This window comes from Aminobacter sp. P9b (assembly GCF_045345995.1).
GTDB classification, from domain to species: Bacteria; Pseudomonadota; Alphaproteobacteria; order Rhizobiales; family Rhizobiaceae; genus Aminobacter; species Aminobacter niigataensis.
This window is the reverse complement of the sequence record NZ_CP150082.1, coordinates 2664453-2682362: the sequence shown is the minus strand read 5'-3', so window position 1 is coordinate 2682362 and position 17910 is coordinate 2664453. Positions and strand designations below refer to the sequence as shown.

Here is a 17910-nt window from a genome sequence, read left to right as displayed (position 1 = left end):
TCGCCGTGCGATATCGGTCGCCGACCTGACCTACCCACCCCGATGGGATAGTTTGCCAGTTCCGGCCGGATGTCACGACGATTTTGGAGATTGCGCGCTTATTGGCGGCGAATGGAGACGAGCAGGAGCGATACCGCTTTGCTAGGCTCTATTTCCAGCACAACTGGGCCAGCTTCGGTATGCAGCGTGTCCAGCGCGGCGATTTTCTCATTGCCGATACGCGCCGAGCCCGAGGCGAAGAAGACCAGGCTGGTCCCCTCACCCACGCCAATCCTGGTCGGCTCTGAAATTTCCAGCCGCTGGACCGAGTGGCTGATGCGGCCCCGCCGGGTCATGACGTTGAAATCGAGAACCGGGCCGTCGATGAGCTTCGCCTCGGTGCTGACATCGCCCGGGAAAATGTAAGGCTCTGACCGTGGAGAAAGTGCCACCGGCGCCGCATCGCCCGCCGCGAGCTCCATGCTGCCGGCCAGGACCGTCAGCGTCCGGTCGATGCCGGCAAAGACGGAAAACGGTCCGCCGCTTGCGACTTGCGCCATCGAGATGCGCCAGTCGAAGTCGTCGAGCCCGGCCGCGGGCGGCCAGGCCATGATTTCGGTCGTCACGCCGCCGCCGTTCTTCCACGGCATGGAGCGACAGTCGGCGTGACGGATGATACGCATGGTCAGCCCAGAATGCCCGGCAGGTTGAGGCCCTTGTCCCTGGCGCAGTCGAGGGCGATGTCGTAGCCGGCATCGGCGTGGCGCATGACGCCGGTCGCGGGGTCGTTCCACAGCACGCGCTCTAGGCGGCGTGCTGCGTCCTCGGTGCCGTCGGCACAGATGACCACGCCCGAATGCTGCGAGAAGCCCATGCCGACGCCGCCGCCATGGTGCAGCGACACCCAGGTGGCGCCGGAGGCGGTGTTGAGCAGCGCGTTGAGCAGCGGCCAGTCGGACACAGCATCCGATCCGTCCTTCATCGCCTCGGTCTCGCGGTTCGGCGACGCGACCGAGCCCGAGTCCAGGTGATCGCGGCCAATGACGACAGGCGCCTTGAGCTCGCCCTTGGCGACCATCTCGTTGAAGGCGAGGCCGAGGCGGTGGCGGTCACCGAGGCCGACCCAGCAGATGCGCGCCGGCAGACCCTGGAAATGGATGCGCTTGGCGGCCATGTCGAGCCAGTTGTGCAGATGCGTGTTGCCGGGGGTGAGTTCCTTCACCTTGGCGTCGGTCTTGTAGATATCCTCCGGGTCGCCAGACAGCGCCGCCCAGCGGAACGGGCCGATGCCGCGGCAGAACAGCGGACGGATATAGGCCGGCACGAAACCTGGGAAGTCGAACGCGTTCTCCACGCCTTCTTCCAGCGCCATCTGGCGGATGTTGTTGCCGTAATCGACCGTGGGGATGCCCATCTTGTGGAAGTCAAGCATCGCCTTGACGTGCACGGCCATCGAGGCGCGCGCGGCTTTCGCCACCGCCTGGGGATCCCGCTCGCGCTTGTCTTCCCATTCGGCGACCGTCCAGCCTTGGGGCAGGTAACCGTTGACGGGGTCATGCGCCGAGGTCTGGTCGGTCACCGCGTCGGGCTTGACGCCACGCTTGACGAGTTCGGGGAAGACGTCGGCGGCATTGCCGAGCAGGGCGACGGAAATCGCCTTCTTTTCCTTGCTTGCCTTGTCGATGATGGCCAAAGCGTCGTCGAGGTCCTTGGCCTGGACGTCGACATAGCCGGTCTTCAGCCGCATCTCGATGCGGCTCGGCTGACATTCGACGGCAAGACAGGAGGCTCCAGCCATGGTGGCGGCCAGCGGCTGCGCGCCGCCCATGCCGCCGAGGCCGGCCGTCAGGATCCATCGGCCAGCCAAGTTGCCGCCAAAATGCTGGCGGCCCATCTCGACGAAGGTCTCGTAGGTGCCCTGAACGATGCCCTGGCTGCCGATATAGATCCACGAGCCGGCAGTCATCTGGCCGTACATCATCAGGCCCTTCTTATCGAGGGCGTTGAAATGATCCCAGTTGGCCCAGTGCGGCACCAGGTTGGAGTTGGCGAGCAGGACGCGCGGCGCATCCTTGTGGGTGCGGAACACGCCGACCGGCTTGCCCGACTGGATGAGCAGCGTCTCGTCCGCCTCGAGCTTGCGCAAGGCGGCTACGATGCGGTCGAAGCTCTCCCAATCGCGCGCGGCGCGGCCGATGCCGCCATAGACCACGAGTTCGCTCGGCTTTTCGGCGACCATCGGGTCGAGATTGTTCATCAGCATGCGCAGCGGCGCTTCGGTGAGCCAGCTCTTTGCGGTGAGTTCCGTGCCGGTGGCGGCGCGGATGACGCGGTCATTGTCGATGCGGGAATGTTGGGTCATGCGTAAGCCTCCTAGGAGTGTCGGCTGCCCGCCCAAGCGAGCGCGGTTTCGAAAATCTTGGTAAGCGTCGCACGCATCGGCGCGGCGAAGGCGGGGTGGTAGCGGCTCGGCCAGTTGGACGGTTCGATCTTTCCTTCCGGCTCAAGCATGTAGCCGCGGCAGGAAAGCTCCATCTGCAGAGCATGGACACCCTGCTCCGGGCGACCGTGGTGGCGGGTGATCCAGCCGCCCTTGAAACGGCCATTGACGACAGAAGGCCGGCCCGTCGCCGCCATCAGCGCAGCAACCTGTTCCTGCAAGGCGGGGTCGGCGCTGTTGCCGGAATTGGTGCCGAGATTGAACAGCGGCAGTTTGCCCTCGAAGAGCCTGGGAATGACCGAGCGGATCGAATGGCAATCGTAAAGCACCACGTGGGGGTGCATCGCCCGCAGGCGGGCGATCTCGGTTTCCAGAGCCGCATGGTATGGTTCGAAATAAGCCGCGCGGCGCCGGGCCACCTCGTCGGCATCGGGCTCCTGCCCATCCCTGTACAATGCCTCGCCGTCAAAAGTCGTGGTCGGGCAAAGCTCCGTGGTCGCCTGGCCGGGATAAAGTGAGGCCCCCGAGGGATCGCGGTTGACGTCGATGATCGAGCGCGAAACCGAGGTGCGGACGACGGTCGCGCCCAGATCACCGGCAAAGTCGTAAAGCTGCTCGATCCACCAGTCGGTGTCACGCCGGGCCAGCCAGGGCGAAACGAAGCCGTCGTCGCGCCCAGCAAGATCGGTACCGGTGTGGGGGATACTGACAAGCAGCGGGGCGTCGCCCCGCTGGACCGTCAGCCAGGACCTATCGCTCATGCCTGAGCCCCCGAAATCTGCGGCAAGGAAACGGCGCCAGCCGCTTCGACGATCGCCCCGTTGCGGACCAAAGCGATGGCCTTTTCCATGTCGGGATGGAAATGGCGGTCGTCATCGAGATGCGGCACCTGCGCCCGGACCAGCTTGCGCACCGCTTCGAGCGCCCCACTCGATGCCAGCGGGGCATGGAAATCGCAGCCTTGGGCAGCAGCCAGCAGTTCGATGCCGATAACGCCATTGGCGTTTTCGATCATCGACAGCAGCCGGCGCGCGCCGTGGGCAGCCATCGAGACATGATCTTCCTGGTTGGCGGAAGTCGGGATGGAATCGACGGATGCCGGGTAGGCCCTCTGCTTGTTCTCGGAAACCAGTGCTGCAGCCGTGACCTGCGGGATCATGAAACCGGAATTGAGGCCCGGCTTCGGCGTCAGGAAAGCCGGCATGCCGGACAATGCGGGGTCGACCAGCATGGCGATGCGGCGCTCGGACAGCGAGCCGATCTCGCAAACCGCGAGCGCGATCATGTCGGCAGCAAAGGCAACCGGCTCGGCGTGGAAATTGCCGCCGGAAAGAGCCGTATCGTCCTCTGTGAAGATCAGCGGGTTGTCAGTGACACCATTGGCCTCGGTGCCAAGCGTGTCGGCCGCCTGGCGCAGCAAGGTCAGGGCTGCGCCCATCACCTGCGGCTGGCAGCGCAGGCAATACGGGTCCTGGACACGTTCGTCGCCGACACGGTGGCTCTCGCGGATGGCGCTGCCGGCCATCAGGTTGCGCAGCGCATCCGCCGTTTCCATCTGGCCGCGATGCTTACGCAGCAGGTGGATGCGCGGATCGAACGGCGCGTCCGAGCCCTTGGCCGCGTCCGTCGACAGCGCGCCGGTGACAAGCGCCGACTTGTACAGAACCTCGGCATCGAACAGGGCCGCAAGCGCATAGGCGGTCGAAAACTGGGTACCGTTGAGCAGCGCCAGGCCTTCCTTGGCGCCGAGGGTGATCTGCTCGAGTTCGTGGGTGACGAAGGCGACCTTGGCCGGCACGATGCCATGCGGCGTATGGCAATCACCCACACCGATCATCGTCGCGGTCATGTGCGACAGCGGCGCCAGATCGCCCGATGCGCCGACCGAGCCTTGCGCCGGCACGACCGGAATGACACCCTTGGCAAGCATGGCCTGCAGCAGATCGATGGTCTGTTCGCGCACGCCGGAGGCACCCTGTGCCAGGCTTGCAAGCTTCAGAGCCATCATCAGGCGCGTCACCGCGACCGGCATGGCCTCGCCGACGCCCGCGGCATGGGAAAGCACGATGTTGCGCTGCAGGGTTTCCAGGTCGTCCGCCGGGATGCGGACGCTGGCCAGCTTACCGAAGCCGGTGTTGATACCGTAGACCGGCTCACCCTTGGCGACGATCCTTGCCACCGTTTCGGCGCTGGCCCTGATCCTGGGGCGGCAGGCCGGGTCGAGTTCGGGCACGGCGCCACGATAAATGGCGCGCCAATCGGCCAGCGTTGCGTTACCGGGCTTCAGAACGAGCGTAGTCATTTACCTCTCCAGATACGGGCATGGAGCGGATTGAACCCCATGCGATAGACAAGTTCGGCCGGGCTTTCGATGTCCCAGATGGCAAGGTCGGCCCATTTGCCGGCTTCGAGCGTGCCGGTCTCGGCCTGCAGGCCGAGCGCACGCGCGGCTTCGCGGGTGACTCCGGCGATGCATTCGTCGACGGTCATGGCAAACAGGGTGGCGGCCATGTTCATGGTCAGAAGCAGCGAGGTCAGCGGCGAGGTGCCGGGATTGTTGTCGGTGGCGACGGCCATCTTGACGCCGTGCTTGCGGAACAGGTCGAGCGGCGGCTTTTTGGTCTCGCGGATGAAATAGTAGGCGCCCGGCAGGACAACCGCGACCGTGCCGGCCTTGGCCATCGCGGCAGCGCCAGCCTCGTCGGTATACTCAAGATGGTCGGCCGACAGCGCGCCGTAGCTGGCGGCAAGTGCGGCGCCGCCGAGATTGGACAACTGGTCGGCATGGAGCTTAACCGGCAGGCCGCGCTCTGTAGCCGCATCGAAAACACGTGCCATCTGATCGGGCGAGAAGGCGATGCCCTCGCAGAAGCCGTCGACGGCGTCGGCAAGGCCTTCATCGGCTATTTTCGCCAGCATCGGACCGGCAACGAGGTCGATATAGGCATCCTTATCGCCGTTGGCTTCCGGCGGCAGCGCATGGGCGCCGAGAAAAGTCGTGCGCACTGTCACAGGCCGCAGCCCGGCCAGTTGCCGCGCTGCGCGCAGCGACTTGGCTTCATTGTCGAGGTCGAGCCCGTAGCCCGACTTGACCTCAACCGTGGTCACCCCTTCGGCGATCAGTGCATCGAGGCGCGGCAAGGTCTGCGCCACGAGGTCTGCCTCGCTCGCCGCACGCAACGCCTTGACCGACGAGACGATGCCGCCCCCTGCCCGTGCCACCTCTTCATAGGTGGCACCGGCCAGGCGCATCTCGAACTCGTTGGCGCGATTTCCGGCGTGGACAAGATGGGTGTGGCAGTCGATCAGGCCCGGCGTGATCCAGCGACCATGGCAATCCAGAACCTCGGCACCCGACAGCAGCCCGGCCGGCATGTCAGCCTCAGCACCGGCATAGACGATGCGGCCATCTCGTGTTGCGACCGCGCCCGCATCGACGATGCCAAGGCCGGCCGTGCCCTCAGCCAGCGTCGCCAACCGCGCATTGCGCCAAACCCTTGCCGATCCTGTCGATTGCGCTCCAGCCATGATCTTTTTCGTTTCCTCCACTTTCAATTATGTATATACATATCTAAGCGCGATGCAAGTGCTATCGTGCGGTTCGCGACAGTGGTGAGGAGATTATGGTGGCAACGATCTTTGCGGAACAGGCGCTTCTGGCCGATGGCTGGCAACAAAATGTGAGGCTGACGCTGGCCGGCGGACGCATCGAACATGTGGAAACCGGAGCCGTCACCGCCTCGACCGACGAGCGCCACACCATCGTGCTGCCGGGCATGCCAAACCTGCACAGTCACGCCTTCCAGCGCGGCATGGCCGGCCTCGCCGAAATCCGCGGCCCGTCGTCCGACAGCTTCTGGTCGTGGCGCGAGGTGATGTACCGTTTCGCGCTGTCGATGACGCCGGACCAGGTCGAGGCGGTCGCGGCGCAGCTTTATGTCGAAATGCTGGAGGCAGGATTTTCGCGCGTCGGCGAGTTTCACTATCTCCACCACGACCGGGACGGCAGCCCCTACGCCAACATCGCCGAGATGGCCGAACGCATCGCGGCAGCTTCGGTCGACACCGGCATCGGGCTCACCCTTCTGCCGGTTTTCTACGCCCATTCCGGTTTCGGCGGCACTCCGGCAAATGAAGGCCAGCGGCGATTCATCAACGATACGAATCGCTTCGCACAGCTTTTTGAGAAGTGCGGCGAAGCGGTTGCCGGCATCGACGGCGCGGTGCTCGGACTTGCGCCGCACAGCCTGCGCGCGGCGACCCCGGATGAATTGCCGGTTGTCACAGCCATGACCACCGGGCCGATCCACATCCACATCGCCGAACAGGTGAAAGAGGTCGAAGACTGCGTCGCCTGGTCAGGGGCCCGGCCCGTCGAGTGGCTGTTGCGCAACGCTGATGTCGACAGGCGCTGGTGCCTGATCCACGCCACGCACATGACCGAGGCCGAGACGATCGCCATGGCTCGGTCGGGAGCGGTCGCCGGCCTGTGCCCGATCACCGAGGCCAATCTCGGCGACGGCGTCTTTTCTGCGCCGCTATTCGTCGAACACGGCGGCAAATACGGCGTCGGCTCGGATTCGAATGTCGAGATCGGCGTCGGCGGCGAACTCCGCATGCTCGAGTACTCGCAGCGGCTGGCGCACCGGGCCCGCAATGTGCTTGCGACATCAGGCCAATCGACCGGCCGCGCACTGTTCGACCGGGCACTCGAAGGCGGAGCACAAGCGCTCGGCGCAGGGAACGCCGCCATTGCCGCGGGTGCGCCGGCCGATTTCATCTCGCTCGACGCAGGCCACCCCACCCTCGCAGGGAAAACCGGCGACGCCATTCTCGACGCCTGGATCTTCGCGCGCGGCGGCAAGGTCGATTGTGCCTGGGTCCGGGGACGCAAAGTCGTGTCGGGCGGCCAACATTTCCGCCGCGATGCTATTGCGGCGCGGTTCCGGAGCGTGATGATGCAACTGACGGCGGCGTAAAGGCGAGGAAATCCTGGTGCCTGATTCGATAGCGGACCTAGTTGAAGCGCCGGAAAGCGGCGATGCATCGACATCGCTCTACCAGCGCATCCTCAACGACATCCGCGACCGCATCGTTTCGGGCGAATGGGAGCCGGGGTACCGCATCCCCTTCGAACACGAACTGACCGAAGAGTATGGCTGTTCGCGCATGACCGTGAACAAGGCGCTGTCGCAACTCGCCAAAGCCGGGCTGATCGAACGGCGTCGGCGCTCCGGCAGCTTCGTGCGCAGGCCGCAGTCGCAGGCAGCCGTGCTCGAAATCCACGACATCCGCATCGAGGTCGAAGCGCTCGGCCTGCCCTACCGCTACGAACTGATCTCGCAGCTCAAGCGGCGTGCAGGCGCGGCTGACCGTGACAGGCTGGGGGCCGGCGTTTCGGGCCAGCTTCTGGCGTTGAAATGCCGCCACTATGCCGGTGCGCGGCCGTTTTGCACGGAAGACCGGCTGATCAATCTCGCTGCCGTGCCCGAGGCTGCGGACGAGGAGTTCCTTGAAACTGCCCCCGGCCCCTGGCTGATCGGACAAGTGCCCTGGAGTGCGGCAGAACACGTCATCCGCGCGGCGGCGGCCGATGCCGAGATTGCCGTGGACCTTGGCCTTGCCGCAGGGGCGCCCTGCCTTGTCATCGAAAGGCGGACATGGAGCGCCGAGCGCCCGGTCACGCATGTGCGCTTCACCTATCCGGCGAATGCCCATGCGGTGGTCGCCCGCTTCACGCCTTCCGACAGCTAGCCAAAAAGCAAAAACGCCGCGCTTCCCGGGGACGCGCGGCGTTTCGCTAGGTTTGAAGCCGAAGGCTATCGTCAGGCAGCAGCCGTGACGATGATCTCGACCTTGTATTCCGGACCGGCGAGCTTGGCTTCACCGGTTGCACGTGCAGGCGTGTTGCCCTGAGGCACCCAGCCATCCCAGACCGAGTTCATTTCGGCGAAGGTCGACATGTCGTCGAGCCAGATGATCGCCTGCAGGATCTTGGTCTTGTCGGTGCCGGCCTTGGCCAGCAGGGCATCGATCTCGGCCAGGATGGCCTTGGTCTGCGCGGCAACGCTTTCGCCCGGGGCGCCAACCTGGCCAGCCAGGTAAACGGTGTTGTTGTGGATGACGATCTGGCTCATGCGAGGGCCGACATCGATACGACGAACGCTCATGGTGGTCTCCTTCCGTTATAGGTGGCGCCTTCTTAGATTTTGCTGCCCCATCGGCGCAAGGCCGCAATGGTCAAATTCCGTGGGCCAGTCCTGTCAGTTGCGGCCCTATGGGGAAAATGCACCGCTTTGTCGCACCGCCTCGTTGACTAATGTAATAACATCACATATCCAGAGTTCGAACGAGCGGCCGCCTGTGGACAGACCGATGACCGACGCCTGCCTGACATTCAAGGATCTGACGCTGGGCTATAGCAGCCATCCAGCGGTCCACCATCTCAACGGCTCGATCAAGGCCGGTTCGTTGACGGCGGTGGTCGGCGCCAATGGCTCGGGCAAATCCACCCTGATGAAGGGCATTGTCGGCGTGTTGAAACCAATGGCCGGCTCCTGCACCGTCGCTCCGGGAAAACGCATCGCCTATCTGCCGCAGCAGTCGGAACTCGACCGCAGCTTTCCCGCCCGCGTCATCGATCTCGTTTCGCTTGGCCTGTGGCCAAGGCGTGGCCTGCTCGGCCGCTACACCAAAGAGGATCGCGAGGCCGTCAACCACGCATTGATGGCCGTCGGGCTCGAGGGCTTCGAGAAGCGCCCAATCGACACGCTTTCGGGCGGCCAGCTGCAGCGTGCGCTGTTTGCCCGCGTGCTGGTTCAGGACGCCGACATCATCCTGCTCGACGAGCCGTTCAACGCGGTCGACGCCAAGACGGTCGGCGACCTCATCCGGCTGATCAAGCGCTGGCACGGCGAAAACCGCACGGTGATGGTGGTCGCCCACGATCTCGAGCTGGTGCGCGCCCATTTTCCCAACACCCTGCTGCTCGCCCGCCAGCCGGTTGCCTGGGGCGAAACCATCGAGACGCTGCGCCCGGAAAACCTCCTGAGAGCCCGGCGCTTCGACGAAGCCTGGCATGACGATGCGCCATGGTGCGAACCGGAACCAGGCCATGTCCACGCGCACAGCCATGACGATCATCACCATCATGAGCACGGCGAGGTCCACGGCCATCCCGACCACGAATCCGGCCCGCGGGCAGCCTGAACATGTATGATTTCCTGATCGCTCCGTTCGTCGAATTCGGCTTCATGCAGCGTGCGCTTGCCGGCTCGCTGATGCTGGCGCTGGGCGCCTGCCCGGTCGGCGTATTCCTGATGCTGAGGCGCATGAGCCTGACCGGCGACGCCATGGCGCATGCCATCCTACCGGGCGCTGCCGCCGGCTTCCTGCTCTACGGCCTGCAGATCGTGCCGATGACCATCGGCGGGCTGATTGCCGGCGTCATCGTGGCGCTTGGCGCGGGTGCCGTGTCGCGCTTCACCGTCCAGCGCGAGGACGCGTCGATGGCGGCGTTCTACCTGATTTCGCTGGCGCTCGGCGTGCTCATCGTGTCGCTGCGCGGCTCGAGCGTCGATCTCATGCATGTGCTGTTCGGCACGGTGCTGGCGCTCAACAACGACGCGCTGACGCTGATCGCGCTGATTTCAGGGTTCACGTTGCTGACGCTTGCCATCTTTTGGCGCGCATTGGTCGCCGAATGCCTCGACCCGCTGTTCCTGCGCTCGGTCAGCCGGCTCGGTACGCCGGTCCACTTCATCTTCCTCGGCCTCGTCGTGCTCAATCTCGTCGGCGGCTTCCAGGCGCTAGGCACCCTGCTCTCCGTCGGCCTGATGATGCTGCCGGCTGCAGCCGCCCGCTTCTGGACGGCGCGGGTCGAGCCGATGTGCGCGCTGGCCTTCGGTTTTGGCGCGATTTCCTGCGTCGCCGGGCTGCTGGTGTCCTACCACGCCTCCCTGCCCTCGGGCCCGGCCATCATCCTTTCGGCAGGGGCGATTTACCTCGCTTCCATTCTTTTCGGTACGCGCGGCGTCTTCAACACCAAGCTTCGCCGCCACCGCCACCGCACCGCCTGATCCGCTTCAACATGGAGAGACATATGCTCAGGACAATTGGCTTCGCCTCGCTTATGAGCGTTATAACATTAACCTCGCTCGGAACGACTTCGGCCTCTGCCGAACCGCTCAAGGTCGTGGCAAGCTTCTCGATCATCGGCGACTTCGCCCGGAATGTCGGCGGTGACCGCATCGAACTGACCACGCTGGTCGGACCGGACGGCGACGCCCATGTCTACGAGCCCTCGCCCGCCGACGCGGTGACCATGTCCAAGGCCAATGTCGTCCTGGTCAACGGCCTGCAGTTCGAAGGCTTCCTGCAACGCCTTGTCGAGGCCAGCGCCACCAAGGCTTCGGTGGTCGAACTGACCAAGGGCGTGTTGCCGATCAAGATGAAGCAAGGGCATGAGCACACTGCCGAGGCAGGCAGCGACGATCACAACCACGGCGACCTCGATCCGCACGCCTTCCAGTCGATCGCCAACGCCAGGATCTATGTGAAGAACATCGCCGACGCCTTCTGCGCTGCCGACGCCACCGGCTGCGACAGCTACAAGGCAAACGCCGAAGTCTATACCGCCAAACTCGACGCGGCCGATGCCGAGGTCAAGGTGGCGGTGGCGGCAATCCCCGAGGACAAGCGCATCGTCATCACCTCGCACGATGCCTTCGGCTATTTCGAGAACGCCTACGGCCTGACCTTCCTGGCGCCGGAGGGCATTTCGACCGAAGCGGAGGCTTCGGCGGCCGATGTCGCGGCGCTGATCTCGCAGGTGCGCGGCGACAAGGCATCGGCGATCTTTCTGGAAAACATCACCAATCCGCGCCTGATCGAGCAGATCTCCTCGGAAACCGGCGTCAAAGTCGGTGGAACGCTCTATTCCGACGCGCTGTCCAAGGCCGACGGCCCGGCCGCGACCTACATCGACATGATGAAGGCCAACATCGCCACCATCAAGGGCGCCATCCTCGGCAGCTAACCGGATATCGCCAAGCGGCTAGCCGGCCGCCTTTTGGCCCGACAATCCGATCCGACCAACCAGCCGGCATGAGGCGGGGCCCAAAACCTCGCCTTTTTCCCAAAGTTCATCTGTTATGTAATAACATTCATGAGGATAATATGAAACATCTACTCGCCACCACGTCTGCGCTTGCCGTTCTGCTCGGCGTCGCCGCCGCTCCAGCCTTCGCCGAGGAACAAACCGCATGGCGGCTGTTCGTTTCCGATCACGCCCAACCGATCGTCCACGCCATCGACATGGAGACCGGCCAGAAGATCGACAAGTTCAACGTCAAGGCGCCAACCAGCCTCTATCGCTCCAGCAGCGGCCGCACCGTCTTTGCCGTGCAGGGCAAGGGCGATGTGATCTCGGTGCTTTCGAGCGGCATTTCGTTCGGCGACCATGGCGATCACGGCGACATCAGCATCGAGGCGCCAAAGCTTCTCGATATCAGCTTCGAAGGCAAGAAGCCGTCGCATTTCGTCGACCATGACGGCGACATCGCCCTGTTCTTCGACGGCGAAGGAAAGACGCGGGTCACACGAGAGGCTGACATTCTCGAGGGCAAGCCGGCTATTCGCGAAGTGACCACCGACGCGCCACATCACGGCGTGGCCATCGCCCTGGGCGACCACGTGCTTGTGTCGGAGCCGAACCTGGCGAAGCCTGATGAACTGCCCATTGGCATTCGCGTGGTCGACCGTTCGGGAGCGTCCGTCGGCGGCCTGCACGATTGCCCGGACCTGCATGGCGAGGCGTCATCGGGCAACCTTGTTGCGGTTGCCTGCGCCAAAGGCCTACTCATCACTTCGACAGGCACAGGTGCCCCTGCGATCAACCTGCTGCCCTACGCCGACCTTCCCGAAGGCAAATCGACGACGCTGGTGGGCGGTCGCGGCCTGCAATACTTCCTCGGCAATTATGGTCCCAGCGCCGTCGTCCTGATCGATCCGAAGTCCGAAAACGCCTTCAGGCTGATCGAACTGCCGACACGCCGCGTGCATTTCAGCGTCGATCCTGTGCGGGCGAAGTTCGCCTATGTCTTCACCGAGGATGGCCAATTGCACAAGATCGACGTGGTGGCGGGCAAGCTGGATGCCTCGCTCAAGCTGACCGAGCCCTACAGCATGGACGGCCACTGGAGCGATCCGCGTCCACGCATCGCCGTCGCCGGCGATCGCATCGTCGTCTCGGACCCGCTGAAAGGCGTCCTGCATACCGTCGATGCCACGACCTTTACGCCGGCTGAGGAGATTTCCGTCGAAGGCAAGCCGTTCAACCTCGTTGCCGTCGGCGGCTCCGGCGAAGCCCATTGAAATGACGGGGGGAGCCGGCACACACCGGCTCCCCGTCCTGCATCTGCTACCAGCAGATGGTTGCCCCGGAGCGCCAGCAGTGGCAAGACTGGCGCCGACCGGCCGCGACTGCGGCCCACGAACCCTTGCGAGGACGAACATGGAAATTCGCCAGATCACCGACGATTACTCGGTTTCCGGCCAGATCACGCCGGACGAAGTTGCCGCCATCAAGGCCGCCGGCTTCAAGAGCGTGATCTGCAACAGGCCCGACGACGAGCAGCCCGGCCAGCCATCCGCAGACAGCGTCAAGGCAGCGGTCGAAGCAGCCGGCCTTGCTTTCCGCCACATCCCCGTCATCAGCGGCCAGATGACCGGCGACAATGTTGCCGACATGGCCGATGCGCTCGACGAGATGGAAGGTCCGGTCTTCGCCTATTGCCGCTCGGGCGCCCGCTGCACCAACCTCTACATGGCAATCCAGCAGAGCAAGGGTTGATTGGAGCGGCAGCGGACGCGCTTCGATTTGCAGGACCACCAATTATGACCTAAATTATGGTCATAAGGATTGTGCCCATGAACGTTTCCGTCGCCGAGGCCAAAGCCAAGTTCTCCGAACTCATCAAGCGGGCTGAAGCCGGCGAGGAGATTGTCGTCACGCGCCACGGCAAGGCCGTGGCGCGCGTCATGCCGCCGGAGCCAGAACGGGAATTGCTTCCCCGGATCGGTGCGCTCAAGGGCAAGATCTGGATCGCTGAGGATTTTGACGCGCCGCTTGATGACTTCAAGGACTACATGAAGTGACCGGCGAGGCCTTTCTCGCCGACACGCATATCATCCTGTGGTCGATCAACGACGACCCACGACTGAGGCCAGCACACCGGAAGATTCTCGCTTCTTCGGCGATTGTCTATGCCAGCGCGGCGAGCGTCTGGGAGATTGCGATCAAGCAGAACATCGGAAAGTTGGACACGCCGACCAATCTCGACGTCCTCCTTCCTAGAATGCAGTTTACGCCGCTTGCCATCACCATCGAGCACGCACAGCGCGTGGCCGGATTGCCTCGCCATCACGGCGACCCGTTCGACCGGCTGCTGATCGCGCAAGCGCAGACCGAGAACCTGTCGATCCTCACGGCCGATCCATTATTCTCGCATTACGACGTCGCACTCGCCTGAAGCCCCAGCCGCTCGACCTCCTCGCCGCGGAACTGCAGATCGTAGTCGAGGAAGAACTCGTCGAGTTGCGGCGGAGCGACCGAAGTGCCCGACAACATCGCATGCACCTGGCCACGATGGTGGATCTGGTGGATGTAGAGATGCGTAAGCAGATCGCCGATGCGCTCGGGTATCTGCCCCGCCTCGCCGCGGTCGGAAAGCACCGGCCTGTCGAGATCGGCCTCCGTCAGCCGGTCGCAACAGCCGATCAGCCGGCGGTCGAACTCCGCTTGAGCTCTTGCCAACGCCACCGCGTCGTCGAAATCGACAAAACGGTCGAACACCCTTCGCCCCTCACCGCCCTCTTCGATCATGTCGAGATAATAGATATCGACTGACAGGATATGGTTGAGCGTCTCCTTGAGGGACGGAAAGAAACTGGTCCGCACAGCCTCGAATTCGCCCGGCCTCAAGGCCTGCACGGCGCGGTAGATGCGGTCGTTCGACCACAGATTGTTCCGCGCCATGCAGCGAAAGTGGCTCTTCAAGTTCACGGCGGCCTCAGGCCGGCTCGAAACGGCCGACCTGGCGTTCGATCGCGCCGAAGATGGAGTGGCCGGACTTGTCCTTCATTTCGACGCGCAGCGTGTCGCCGAGCGAAACCGACAACGTCTCGACCGCCCCCCTGACAATGGCACCGGTGCCCAGCGGCCTGGTCGCCGCCGCATCGGCAATCAGCTTCGGAAAGCTGGTCCAGCCGACCGAGGCAATGCTCCGCGTGCCTGCCAGCAGCGGTAGATGCACCGCACCGTCCCAGGCATCGCCAAGTTCGTCCGGCGTCACCGCAACAGGTGACAGCGCCGACGTTCCGCTCTGCCCGGCATCAAGGTCCGTATCGGCCGAAAGCACGACAAGGGCAATGGCGTCCTTGGCGCTGTCTGCTGTCGCCGCCATCGCAACGTCCGCGACGATCACCGCAACGGCCGCCTCGATCTTGGCGTCGCGCGTCTTGCCGGCGAGTTCGATCGGATCGCGCGGGCCAACAAAGGCACCGTCGCCGCCCAGGCGCTGGTAGGCGCGAGGCAGGGGCGAATGGGCGTCATGCTCATGGAAGCGCGACGAAGGCACCGAGCCTATTTCCAGCGAATCGGCCAATGCTGTGAGATGCGGGAAAATCCGGCGCCAGTCGTCCAGCGCCGCCTGCAAATTCGGCGCCAGGAAGGAGGCATCGGTGTATCGCGTCAGGTCGCGCGAGACGATGACCAGTTTCCCGTCACGCGAACCGTTCTTCAGCGTCGCCAGTTTCATGCAGGTCCTCCCGATTGCGGGCGTCATCGCCCTCGACCACCACAACAAGCCCGTCGCGGCCGATCGTCAAGGGACCATTCCATGTTTTCCTGACAGCCTCGATCCAGTCGGCTTCGCCGATCTCGGTATCATCGGCTGGAATGAGGTGGTTGAGCACCAGCCGTCCAACCCCGGCCCTGGCAGCAATGGTGCCCGCCTCTCCGGCCAGGCTGTGGCTTGCCATCAGGTGCTGCCTCAGGCGGGCGCCATTGCCGGTACGCACCACCAACCGTTCGACGCCCTCCTCCAGCATTGCTTCGTGGAGCAGTATTGCGGCGCCTCGAGCGAAATCGGCGAGCGGTGGAAAAAAGGCCGTGTCGGCAGAAAATACGATGCTCGTGCCCGCGTGCTCGAAGCGAAGGGCGAAACACTCGGTCACTGGCGGGTGGTCAACACGCAGGGCGGTGACGCCAAGTGCACCGTCGCGCAGCACATCCCCTTCGCCGAACTCGACAACCTCGACCATCCTGCGCAGGTCGGGACGGCCCTCATCGTCGATCCGGGTTTCGATGTCGAATTCAAGCGCTTGCACGAAACTCTGCCAGTATCGATTCAACCCGATGGGGCCAAGCAGCCGGACCGGCGTCGCGAGCCCGGCCGTCCAGGCGGTATGGATCAGCGCTCCCAGTTCAAGCACATGGTCGGAATGAAGATGGGTGACGAAGATGAGATCGAGCGCTTTCAGGCTCAGGCCCGCGTCGGTCAGGCCGCGCGTCACGCCGAGCCCGCAATCGACGACGATGGTGCGGCCGCCGAGTTCGAGAAGTGTGGAAGTCGGCCAGGGCCCACCGGGTCGGATCGCCGGACCACCCTTGGTGCCGAGCAGAACGAGACGATCGCTCATGCGCTTCTGCCCCGCGCCGAGCCTGTCGCTCCGATATCCTGATTCATGCCACACCTCGCTGCAGGCGCCCAAGCTAAAGCGCCGTCAAGGTTCGTGGCAAGGCGAAAGCGTCAGTCGACGCGGCGTGGATACTGCGCCCGCGGCGGAATCCAGTGGTGAACCAATGCCAGCACCAGGAGGCTGACGCAGCCGAGCAGAATGACAACGAAGAGCGTGCCGCCCTGATAGGGCGAAGCGGTTGCCACGAGCGGGATCGCGCCCGCAGGCGGATGCGTTACGCGGAACATCAGCATCAGCGCGATCGAAACGCCGACAGCGACCGCCGACACTTCCCACAGCCCCGGGAAAGTCATGGCCGCGGCCACGCCGATCAACGTTGCGATGAAATAGCCGGCGAAAATATTGATCGGCTGTGCCAGTGGGCTCGCTGGCTGGCCAAACAGGAGAACCGCAGTCGCGCCCAACGGTGCAATCAGCATCGGCAAGCCAGTCACCGAGGCTAAACCGCCCACGGTCGCCATACCCACGACCGCCCCCGACCCCGACTTGAGGTGCGAAAGGAATTGCCCTTGCGGTTCGTGCCGGGCGGTAAGCGTGCGAATATGGCGGCGCATCGTCGGTTCCAGGCGAACGGTCTGCTCCAATAGCAAATCGCCTGTTCGTTTGGCAACGCTGGTTTGTTCGAAAAATTCGCCCTATAGTGAAAAAACTTTCCTGTGGCTCACCAATCCATGACCACCTTGCCGGAATTGCCGCTGCGCATGGCATCGAACCCGGCCTGGTAGTCGTCGATGCCGATGCGATGGGTGATGAGACCCGTCACGTCGAGCGGCCCCTGCACCAGCGCGATCATCTTGTACCAGGTCTCGAACATCTCGCGACCGTAGATGCCCTTGAGATGCAGCATCTTGAAGATGACCTTGTTCCAATCGATCTCGAAGCCGGTCGGCGCGATGCCGAGGATGGCGATCTTGCCGCCATTGTTCATCGTGTCGATCATGTCGCGGAAGGCGACCGCCGAGCCTGACATCTCAAGCCCGATATCGAACCCTTCGGTCATGCCCTCGTCGCGCATCACGTCGCGCAGTTTTTCCCGGGAGGCATCGACCACATGATGGACGCCCAGCTTTTTCGCCAGCGCCAGGCGGACAGGGTTGATGTCGGTGATGACGACCTTTCTCGCGCCAACGCATTGCGCCACCAAAGCACCCATTATGCCGATCGGGCCGGCGCCGGTTACCAGCACATCCTCGCCGACTAGGTCGAAAGAAAGGGCAGTATGCACGGCATTGCCGAGCGGGTCGAAAATCGCGGCGATCTCGTCGGACACGTCGTCGGGGATCGGCACGACGTTGTGCTGGGGAATGGCGACATATTCAGCGAAGGAGCCCGGGCGATTGACGCCGACGCCCAGCGTGTTGCGGCAGAGATGCCCTCGCCCGGCGCGGCAGTTGCGGCAGTGGCCGCAAACGATATGCCCCTCGCCCGAGACACGCTGGCCGACCTTGTAGTCCTTCACACCGGCGCCGAAATCGGCAACCGTGCCGACGAACTCGTGGCCCGTCACCATCGGCACGGGCACCGTCTTTTGCGCCCACTGGTCCCAGTTGTAGATGTGGACGTCGGTGCCGCAGATCGCCGACTTCCTGACCTTGATCAGCACGTCGTTGGGACCGACCTCGGGCACCGGCACCTCTTCCATCCAGATGCCGGGTTCGGCCTTGGCCTTCACCAGCGCGCGCATCATGTTCGACATTGTCTTCTCCTGCGAATCCCTTGATCCAGAATCG

Annotated in this window: 20 protein-coding genes; 9 read left to right on the top strand and 11 right to left on the bottom strand. The window is 63.9% G+C overall.

Translation table 11 applies throughout. The annotated features are described in order from the left end of the window. Nucleotides 1-98 precede the first annotated feature (98 nt). The 5 genes from WHT83_RS13235 to hutI are packed head-to-tail and all read right to left on the bottom strand — an operon-like array spanning nt 99 to nt 5947. Nucleotides 99-662, bottom strand: coding sequence for a HutD family protein (locus WHT83_RS13235; protein ID WP_406871407.1), 564 nt, complete (start codon nt 660-662; stop codon nt 99-101). A 2-nt stretch (nt 663-664) separates the two neighbouring features. Continuing rightward, entirely contained in the window at nt 665-2341 is a 1677-nt protein-coding gene (hutU, locus tag WHT83_RS13230) for a urocanate hydratase (RefSeq protein ID WP_318762045.1), read from the bottom strand. An 11-nt stretch (nt 2342-2352) separates the two neighbouring features. Continuing rightward, entirely contained in the window at nt 2353-3180 is an 828-nt protein-coding gene (hutG, locus tag WHT83_RS13225; RefSeq protein ID WP_406871406.1) for an N-formylglutamate deformylase, read from the bottom strand. Beyond that, nucleotides 3177-4721, bottom strand: a complete 1545-nt coding sequence (gene hutH, locus WHT83_RS13220; RefSeq protein WP_318762047.1) for a histidine ammonia-lyase — start codon at nt 4719-4721, stop codon at nt 3177-3179. The genes hutG and hutH overlap by 4 nt, the downstream gene beginning before the upstream one ends. Further along, a complete protein-coding gene (gene hutI, locus WHT83_RS13215; protein WP_406871405.1) occupies nt 4718-5947 on the bottom strand; it encodes an imidazolonepropionase in 1230 nt (409 codons plus the stop codon). The genes hutH and hutI overlap by 4 nt, the downstream gene beginning before the upstream one ends. Before the next feature lie 98 nt (nt 5948-6045). On the opposite strand from hutI, the gene WHT83_RS13210 reads away from it, so the two are divergent. Both WHT83_RS13210 and hutC read left to right on the top strand, forming a co-directional pair. Beyond that, on the top strand, nt 6046-7398 hold the full coding sequence (locus WHT83_RS13210) for a formimidoylglutamate deiminase (RefSeq protein WP_406871404.1): 1353 nt from the start codon (nt 6046-6048) through the stop codon (nt 7396-7398). Between the two features lie 16 nt (nt 7399-7414). Continuing rightward, nucleotides 7415-8173, top strand: coding sequence for a histidine utilization repressor (gene hutC, locus WHT83_RS13205; RefSeq protein ID WP_343061696.1), 759 nt, complete (start codon nt 7415-7417; stop codon nt 8171-8173). 71 nt (nt 8174-8244) lie between these two features. Here the strand turns inward: hutC and WHT83_RS13200 are convergent, their stop codons facing one another. Then, on the bottom strand, nt 8245-8589 hold the full coding sequence (locus WHT83_RS13200; RefSeq protein WP_055979001.1) for a RidA family protein: 345 nt from the start codon (nt 8587-8589) through the stop codon (nt 8245-8247). A 205-nt stretch (nt 8590-8794) separates the two neighbouring features. Here WHT83_RS13200 and aztA point away from each other — a divergent pair, with 205 nt between their 5' ends. From aztA to WHT83_RS13165, 7 genes are all read left to right on the top strand, one after another. Next, nucleotides 8795-9628, top strand: a complete 834-nt coding sequence (gene aztA, locus WHT83_RS13195) for a zinc ABC transporter ATP-binding protein AztA (protein ID WP_406871403.1) — start codon at nt 8795-8797, stop codon at nt 9626-9628. Nucleotides 9629-9630: 2 nt separating this feature from the next. After that, the gene (gene aztB, locus WHT83_RS13190) at nt 9631-10497 is read left to right on the top strand and encodes a zinc ABC transporter permease AztB (protein WP_183262047.1); all 867 of its coding nucleotides are present in this window, start codon (nt 9631-9633) and stop codon (nt 10495-10497) included. A 23-nt stretch (nt 10498-10520) separates the two neighbouring features. Beyond that, on the top strand, nt 10521-11456 hold the full coding sequence (gene aztC, locus WHT83_RS13185; protein ID WP_406871402.1) for a zinc ABC transporter substrate-binding protein AztC: 936 nt from the start codon (nt 10521-10523) through the stop codon (nt 11454-11456). Between the two features lie 140 nt (nt 11457-11596). Beyond that, nucleotides 11597-12793 carry a zinc metallochaperone AztD gene (gene aztD, locus WHT83_RS13180; RefSeq protein ID WP_406871401.1) on the top strand — a complete coding sequence of 399 codons (1197 nt, stop codon included), beginning with the start codon at nt 11597-11599 and terminating at the stop codon, nt 12791-12793. A gap of 139 nt (nt 12794-12932) precedes the next feature. Further along, entirely contained in the window at nt 12933-13271 is a 339-nt protein-coding gene (locus tag WHT83_RS13175) for a TIGR01244 family sulfur transferase (RefSeq protein WP_406871400.1), read from the top strand. 77 nt (nt 13272-13348) lie between these two features. Beyond that, on the top strand, nt 13349-13576 hold the full coding sequence (locus WHT83_RS13170; protein WP_183262052.1) for a type II toxin-antitoxin system Phd/YefM family antitoxin: 228 nt from the start codon (nt 13349-13351) through the stop codon (nt 13574-13576). After that, entirely contained in the window at nt 13573-13950 is a 378-nt protein-coding gene (locus WHT83_RS13165; RefSeq protein WP_406871399.1) for a type II toxin-antitoxin system VapC family toxin, read from the top strand. The genes WHT83_RS13170 and WHT83_RS13165 overlap by 4 nt, the downstream gene beginning before the upstream one ends. Here WHT83_RS13165 and WHT83_RS13160 read toward each other — a convergent pair. From WHT83_RS13160 to tdh, 5 genes are all read right to left on the bottom strand, one after another. After that, a complete protein-coding gene (locus WHT83_RS13160; RefSeq protein ID WP_406871398.1) occupies nt 13929-14483 on the bottom strand; it encodes a DinB family protein in 555 nt (184 codons plus the stop codon). The two genes, WHT83_RS13165 and WHT83_RS13160, sit on opposite strands and share 22 nt — an antisense overlap. 7 nt (nt 14484-14490) lie before the next feature. Then, nucleotides 14491-15237 carry a fumarylacetoacetate hydrolase family protein gene (locus WHT83_RS13155; RefSeq protein WP_406871397.1) on the bottom strand — a complete coding sequence of 249 codons (747 nt, stop codon included), beginning with the start codon at nt 15235-15237 and terminating at the stop codon, nt 14491-14493. Then, nucleotides 15203-16120 carry an MBL fold metallo-hydrolase gene (locus WHT83_RS13150; protein ID WP_406871396.1) on the bottom strand — a complete coding sequence of 306 codons (918 nt, stop codon included), beginning with the start codon at nt 16118-16120 and terminating at the stop codon, nt 15203-15205. The genes WHT83_RS13155 and WHT83_RS13150 overlap by 35 nt, the downstream gene beginning before the upstream one ends. A 110-nt stretch (nt 16121-16230) precedes the next feature. Beyond that, nucleotides 16231-16764: an HPP family protein gene (locus WHT83_RS13145; RefSeq protein WP_318762060.1), complete on the bottom strand. Its 534-nt coding sequence runs from the start codon at nt 16762-16764 to the stop codon at nt 16231-16233. A 77-nt stretch (nt 16765-16841) separates the two neighbouring features. Beyond that, entirely contained in the window at nt 16842-17876 is a 1035-nt protein-coding gene (gene tdh / locus WHT83_RS13140) for an L-threonine 3-dehydrogenase (protein ID WP_183262060.1), read from the bottom strand. Nucleotides 17877-17910: the final 34 nt, after the last annotated feature.

What these genes read in the sequence shown, in the direction of transcription:
- WHT83_RS13235 (WP_406871407.1), bottom strand. Translation starts at nt 662, where the DNA reads ATGCGTATCATCCGTCACGCCGACTGTCGCTCCATGCCGTGGAAGAAC.
- hutU (WP_318762045.1), bottom strand. Translation starts at nt 2,341, where the DNA reads ATGACCCAACATTCCCGCATCGACAATGACCGCGTCATCCGCGCCGCC.
- hutG (WP_406871406.1), bottom strand. Translation starts at nt 3,180, where the DNA reads ATGAGCGATAGGTCCTGGCTGACGGTCCAGCGGGGCGACGCCCCGCTG.
- hutH (WP_318762047.1), bottom strand. Translation starts at nt 4,721, where the DNA reads ATGACTACGCTCGTTCTGAAGCCCGGTAACGCAACGCTGGCCGATTGG.
- hutI (WP_406871405.1), bottom strand. Translation starts at nt 5,947, where the DNA reads ATGGCTGGAGCGCAATCGACAGGATCGGCAAGGGTTTGGCGCAATGCG.
- WHT83_RS13200 (WP_055979001.1), bottom strand. Translation starts at nt 8,589, where the DNA reads ATGAGCGTTCGTCGTATCGATGTCGGCCCTCGCATGAGCCAGATCGTC.
- aztA (WP_406871403.1), top strand. Translation starts at nt 8,795, where the DNA reads ATGACCGACGCCTGCCTGACATTCAAGGATCTGACGCTGGGCTATAGC.
- aztB (WP_183262047.1), top strand. Translation starts at nt 9,631, where the DNA reads ATGTATGATTTCCTGATCGCTCCGTTCGTCGAATTCGGCTTCATGCAG.
- aztC (WP_406871402.1), top strand. Translation starts at nt 10,521, where the DNA reads ATGCTCAGGACAATTGGCTTCGCCTCGCTTATGAGCGTTATAACATTA.
- aztD (WP_406871401.1), top strand. Translation starts at nt 11,597, where the DNA reads ATGAAACATCTACTCGCCACCACGTCTGCGCTTGCCGTTCTGCTCGGC.
- WHT83_RS13175 (WP_406871400.1), top strand. Translation starts at nt 12,933, where the DNA reads ATGGAAATTCGCCAGATCACCGACGATTACTCGGTTTCCGGCCAGATC.
- WHT83_RS13170 (WP_183262052.1), top strand. Translation starts at nt 13,349, where the DNA reads ATGAACGTTTCCGTCGCCGAGGCCAAAGCCAAGTTCTCCGAACTCATC.
- WHT83_RS13155 (WP_406871397.1), bottom strand. Translation starts at nt 15,237, where the DNA reads ATGAAACTGGCGACGCTGAAGAACGGTTCGCGTGACGGGAAACTGGTC.
- WHT83_RS13150 (WP_406871396.1), bottom strand. Translation starts at nt 16,120, where the DNA reads ATGAGCGATCGTCTCGTTCTGCTCGGCACCAAGGGTGGTCCGGCGATC.
- tdh (WP_183262060.1), bottom strand. Translation starts at nt 17,876, where the DNA reads ATGTCGAACATGATGCGCGCGCTGGTGAAGGCCAAGGCCGAACCCGGC.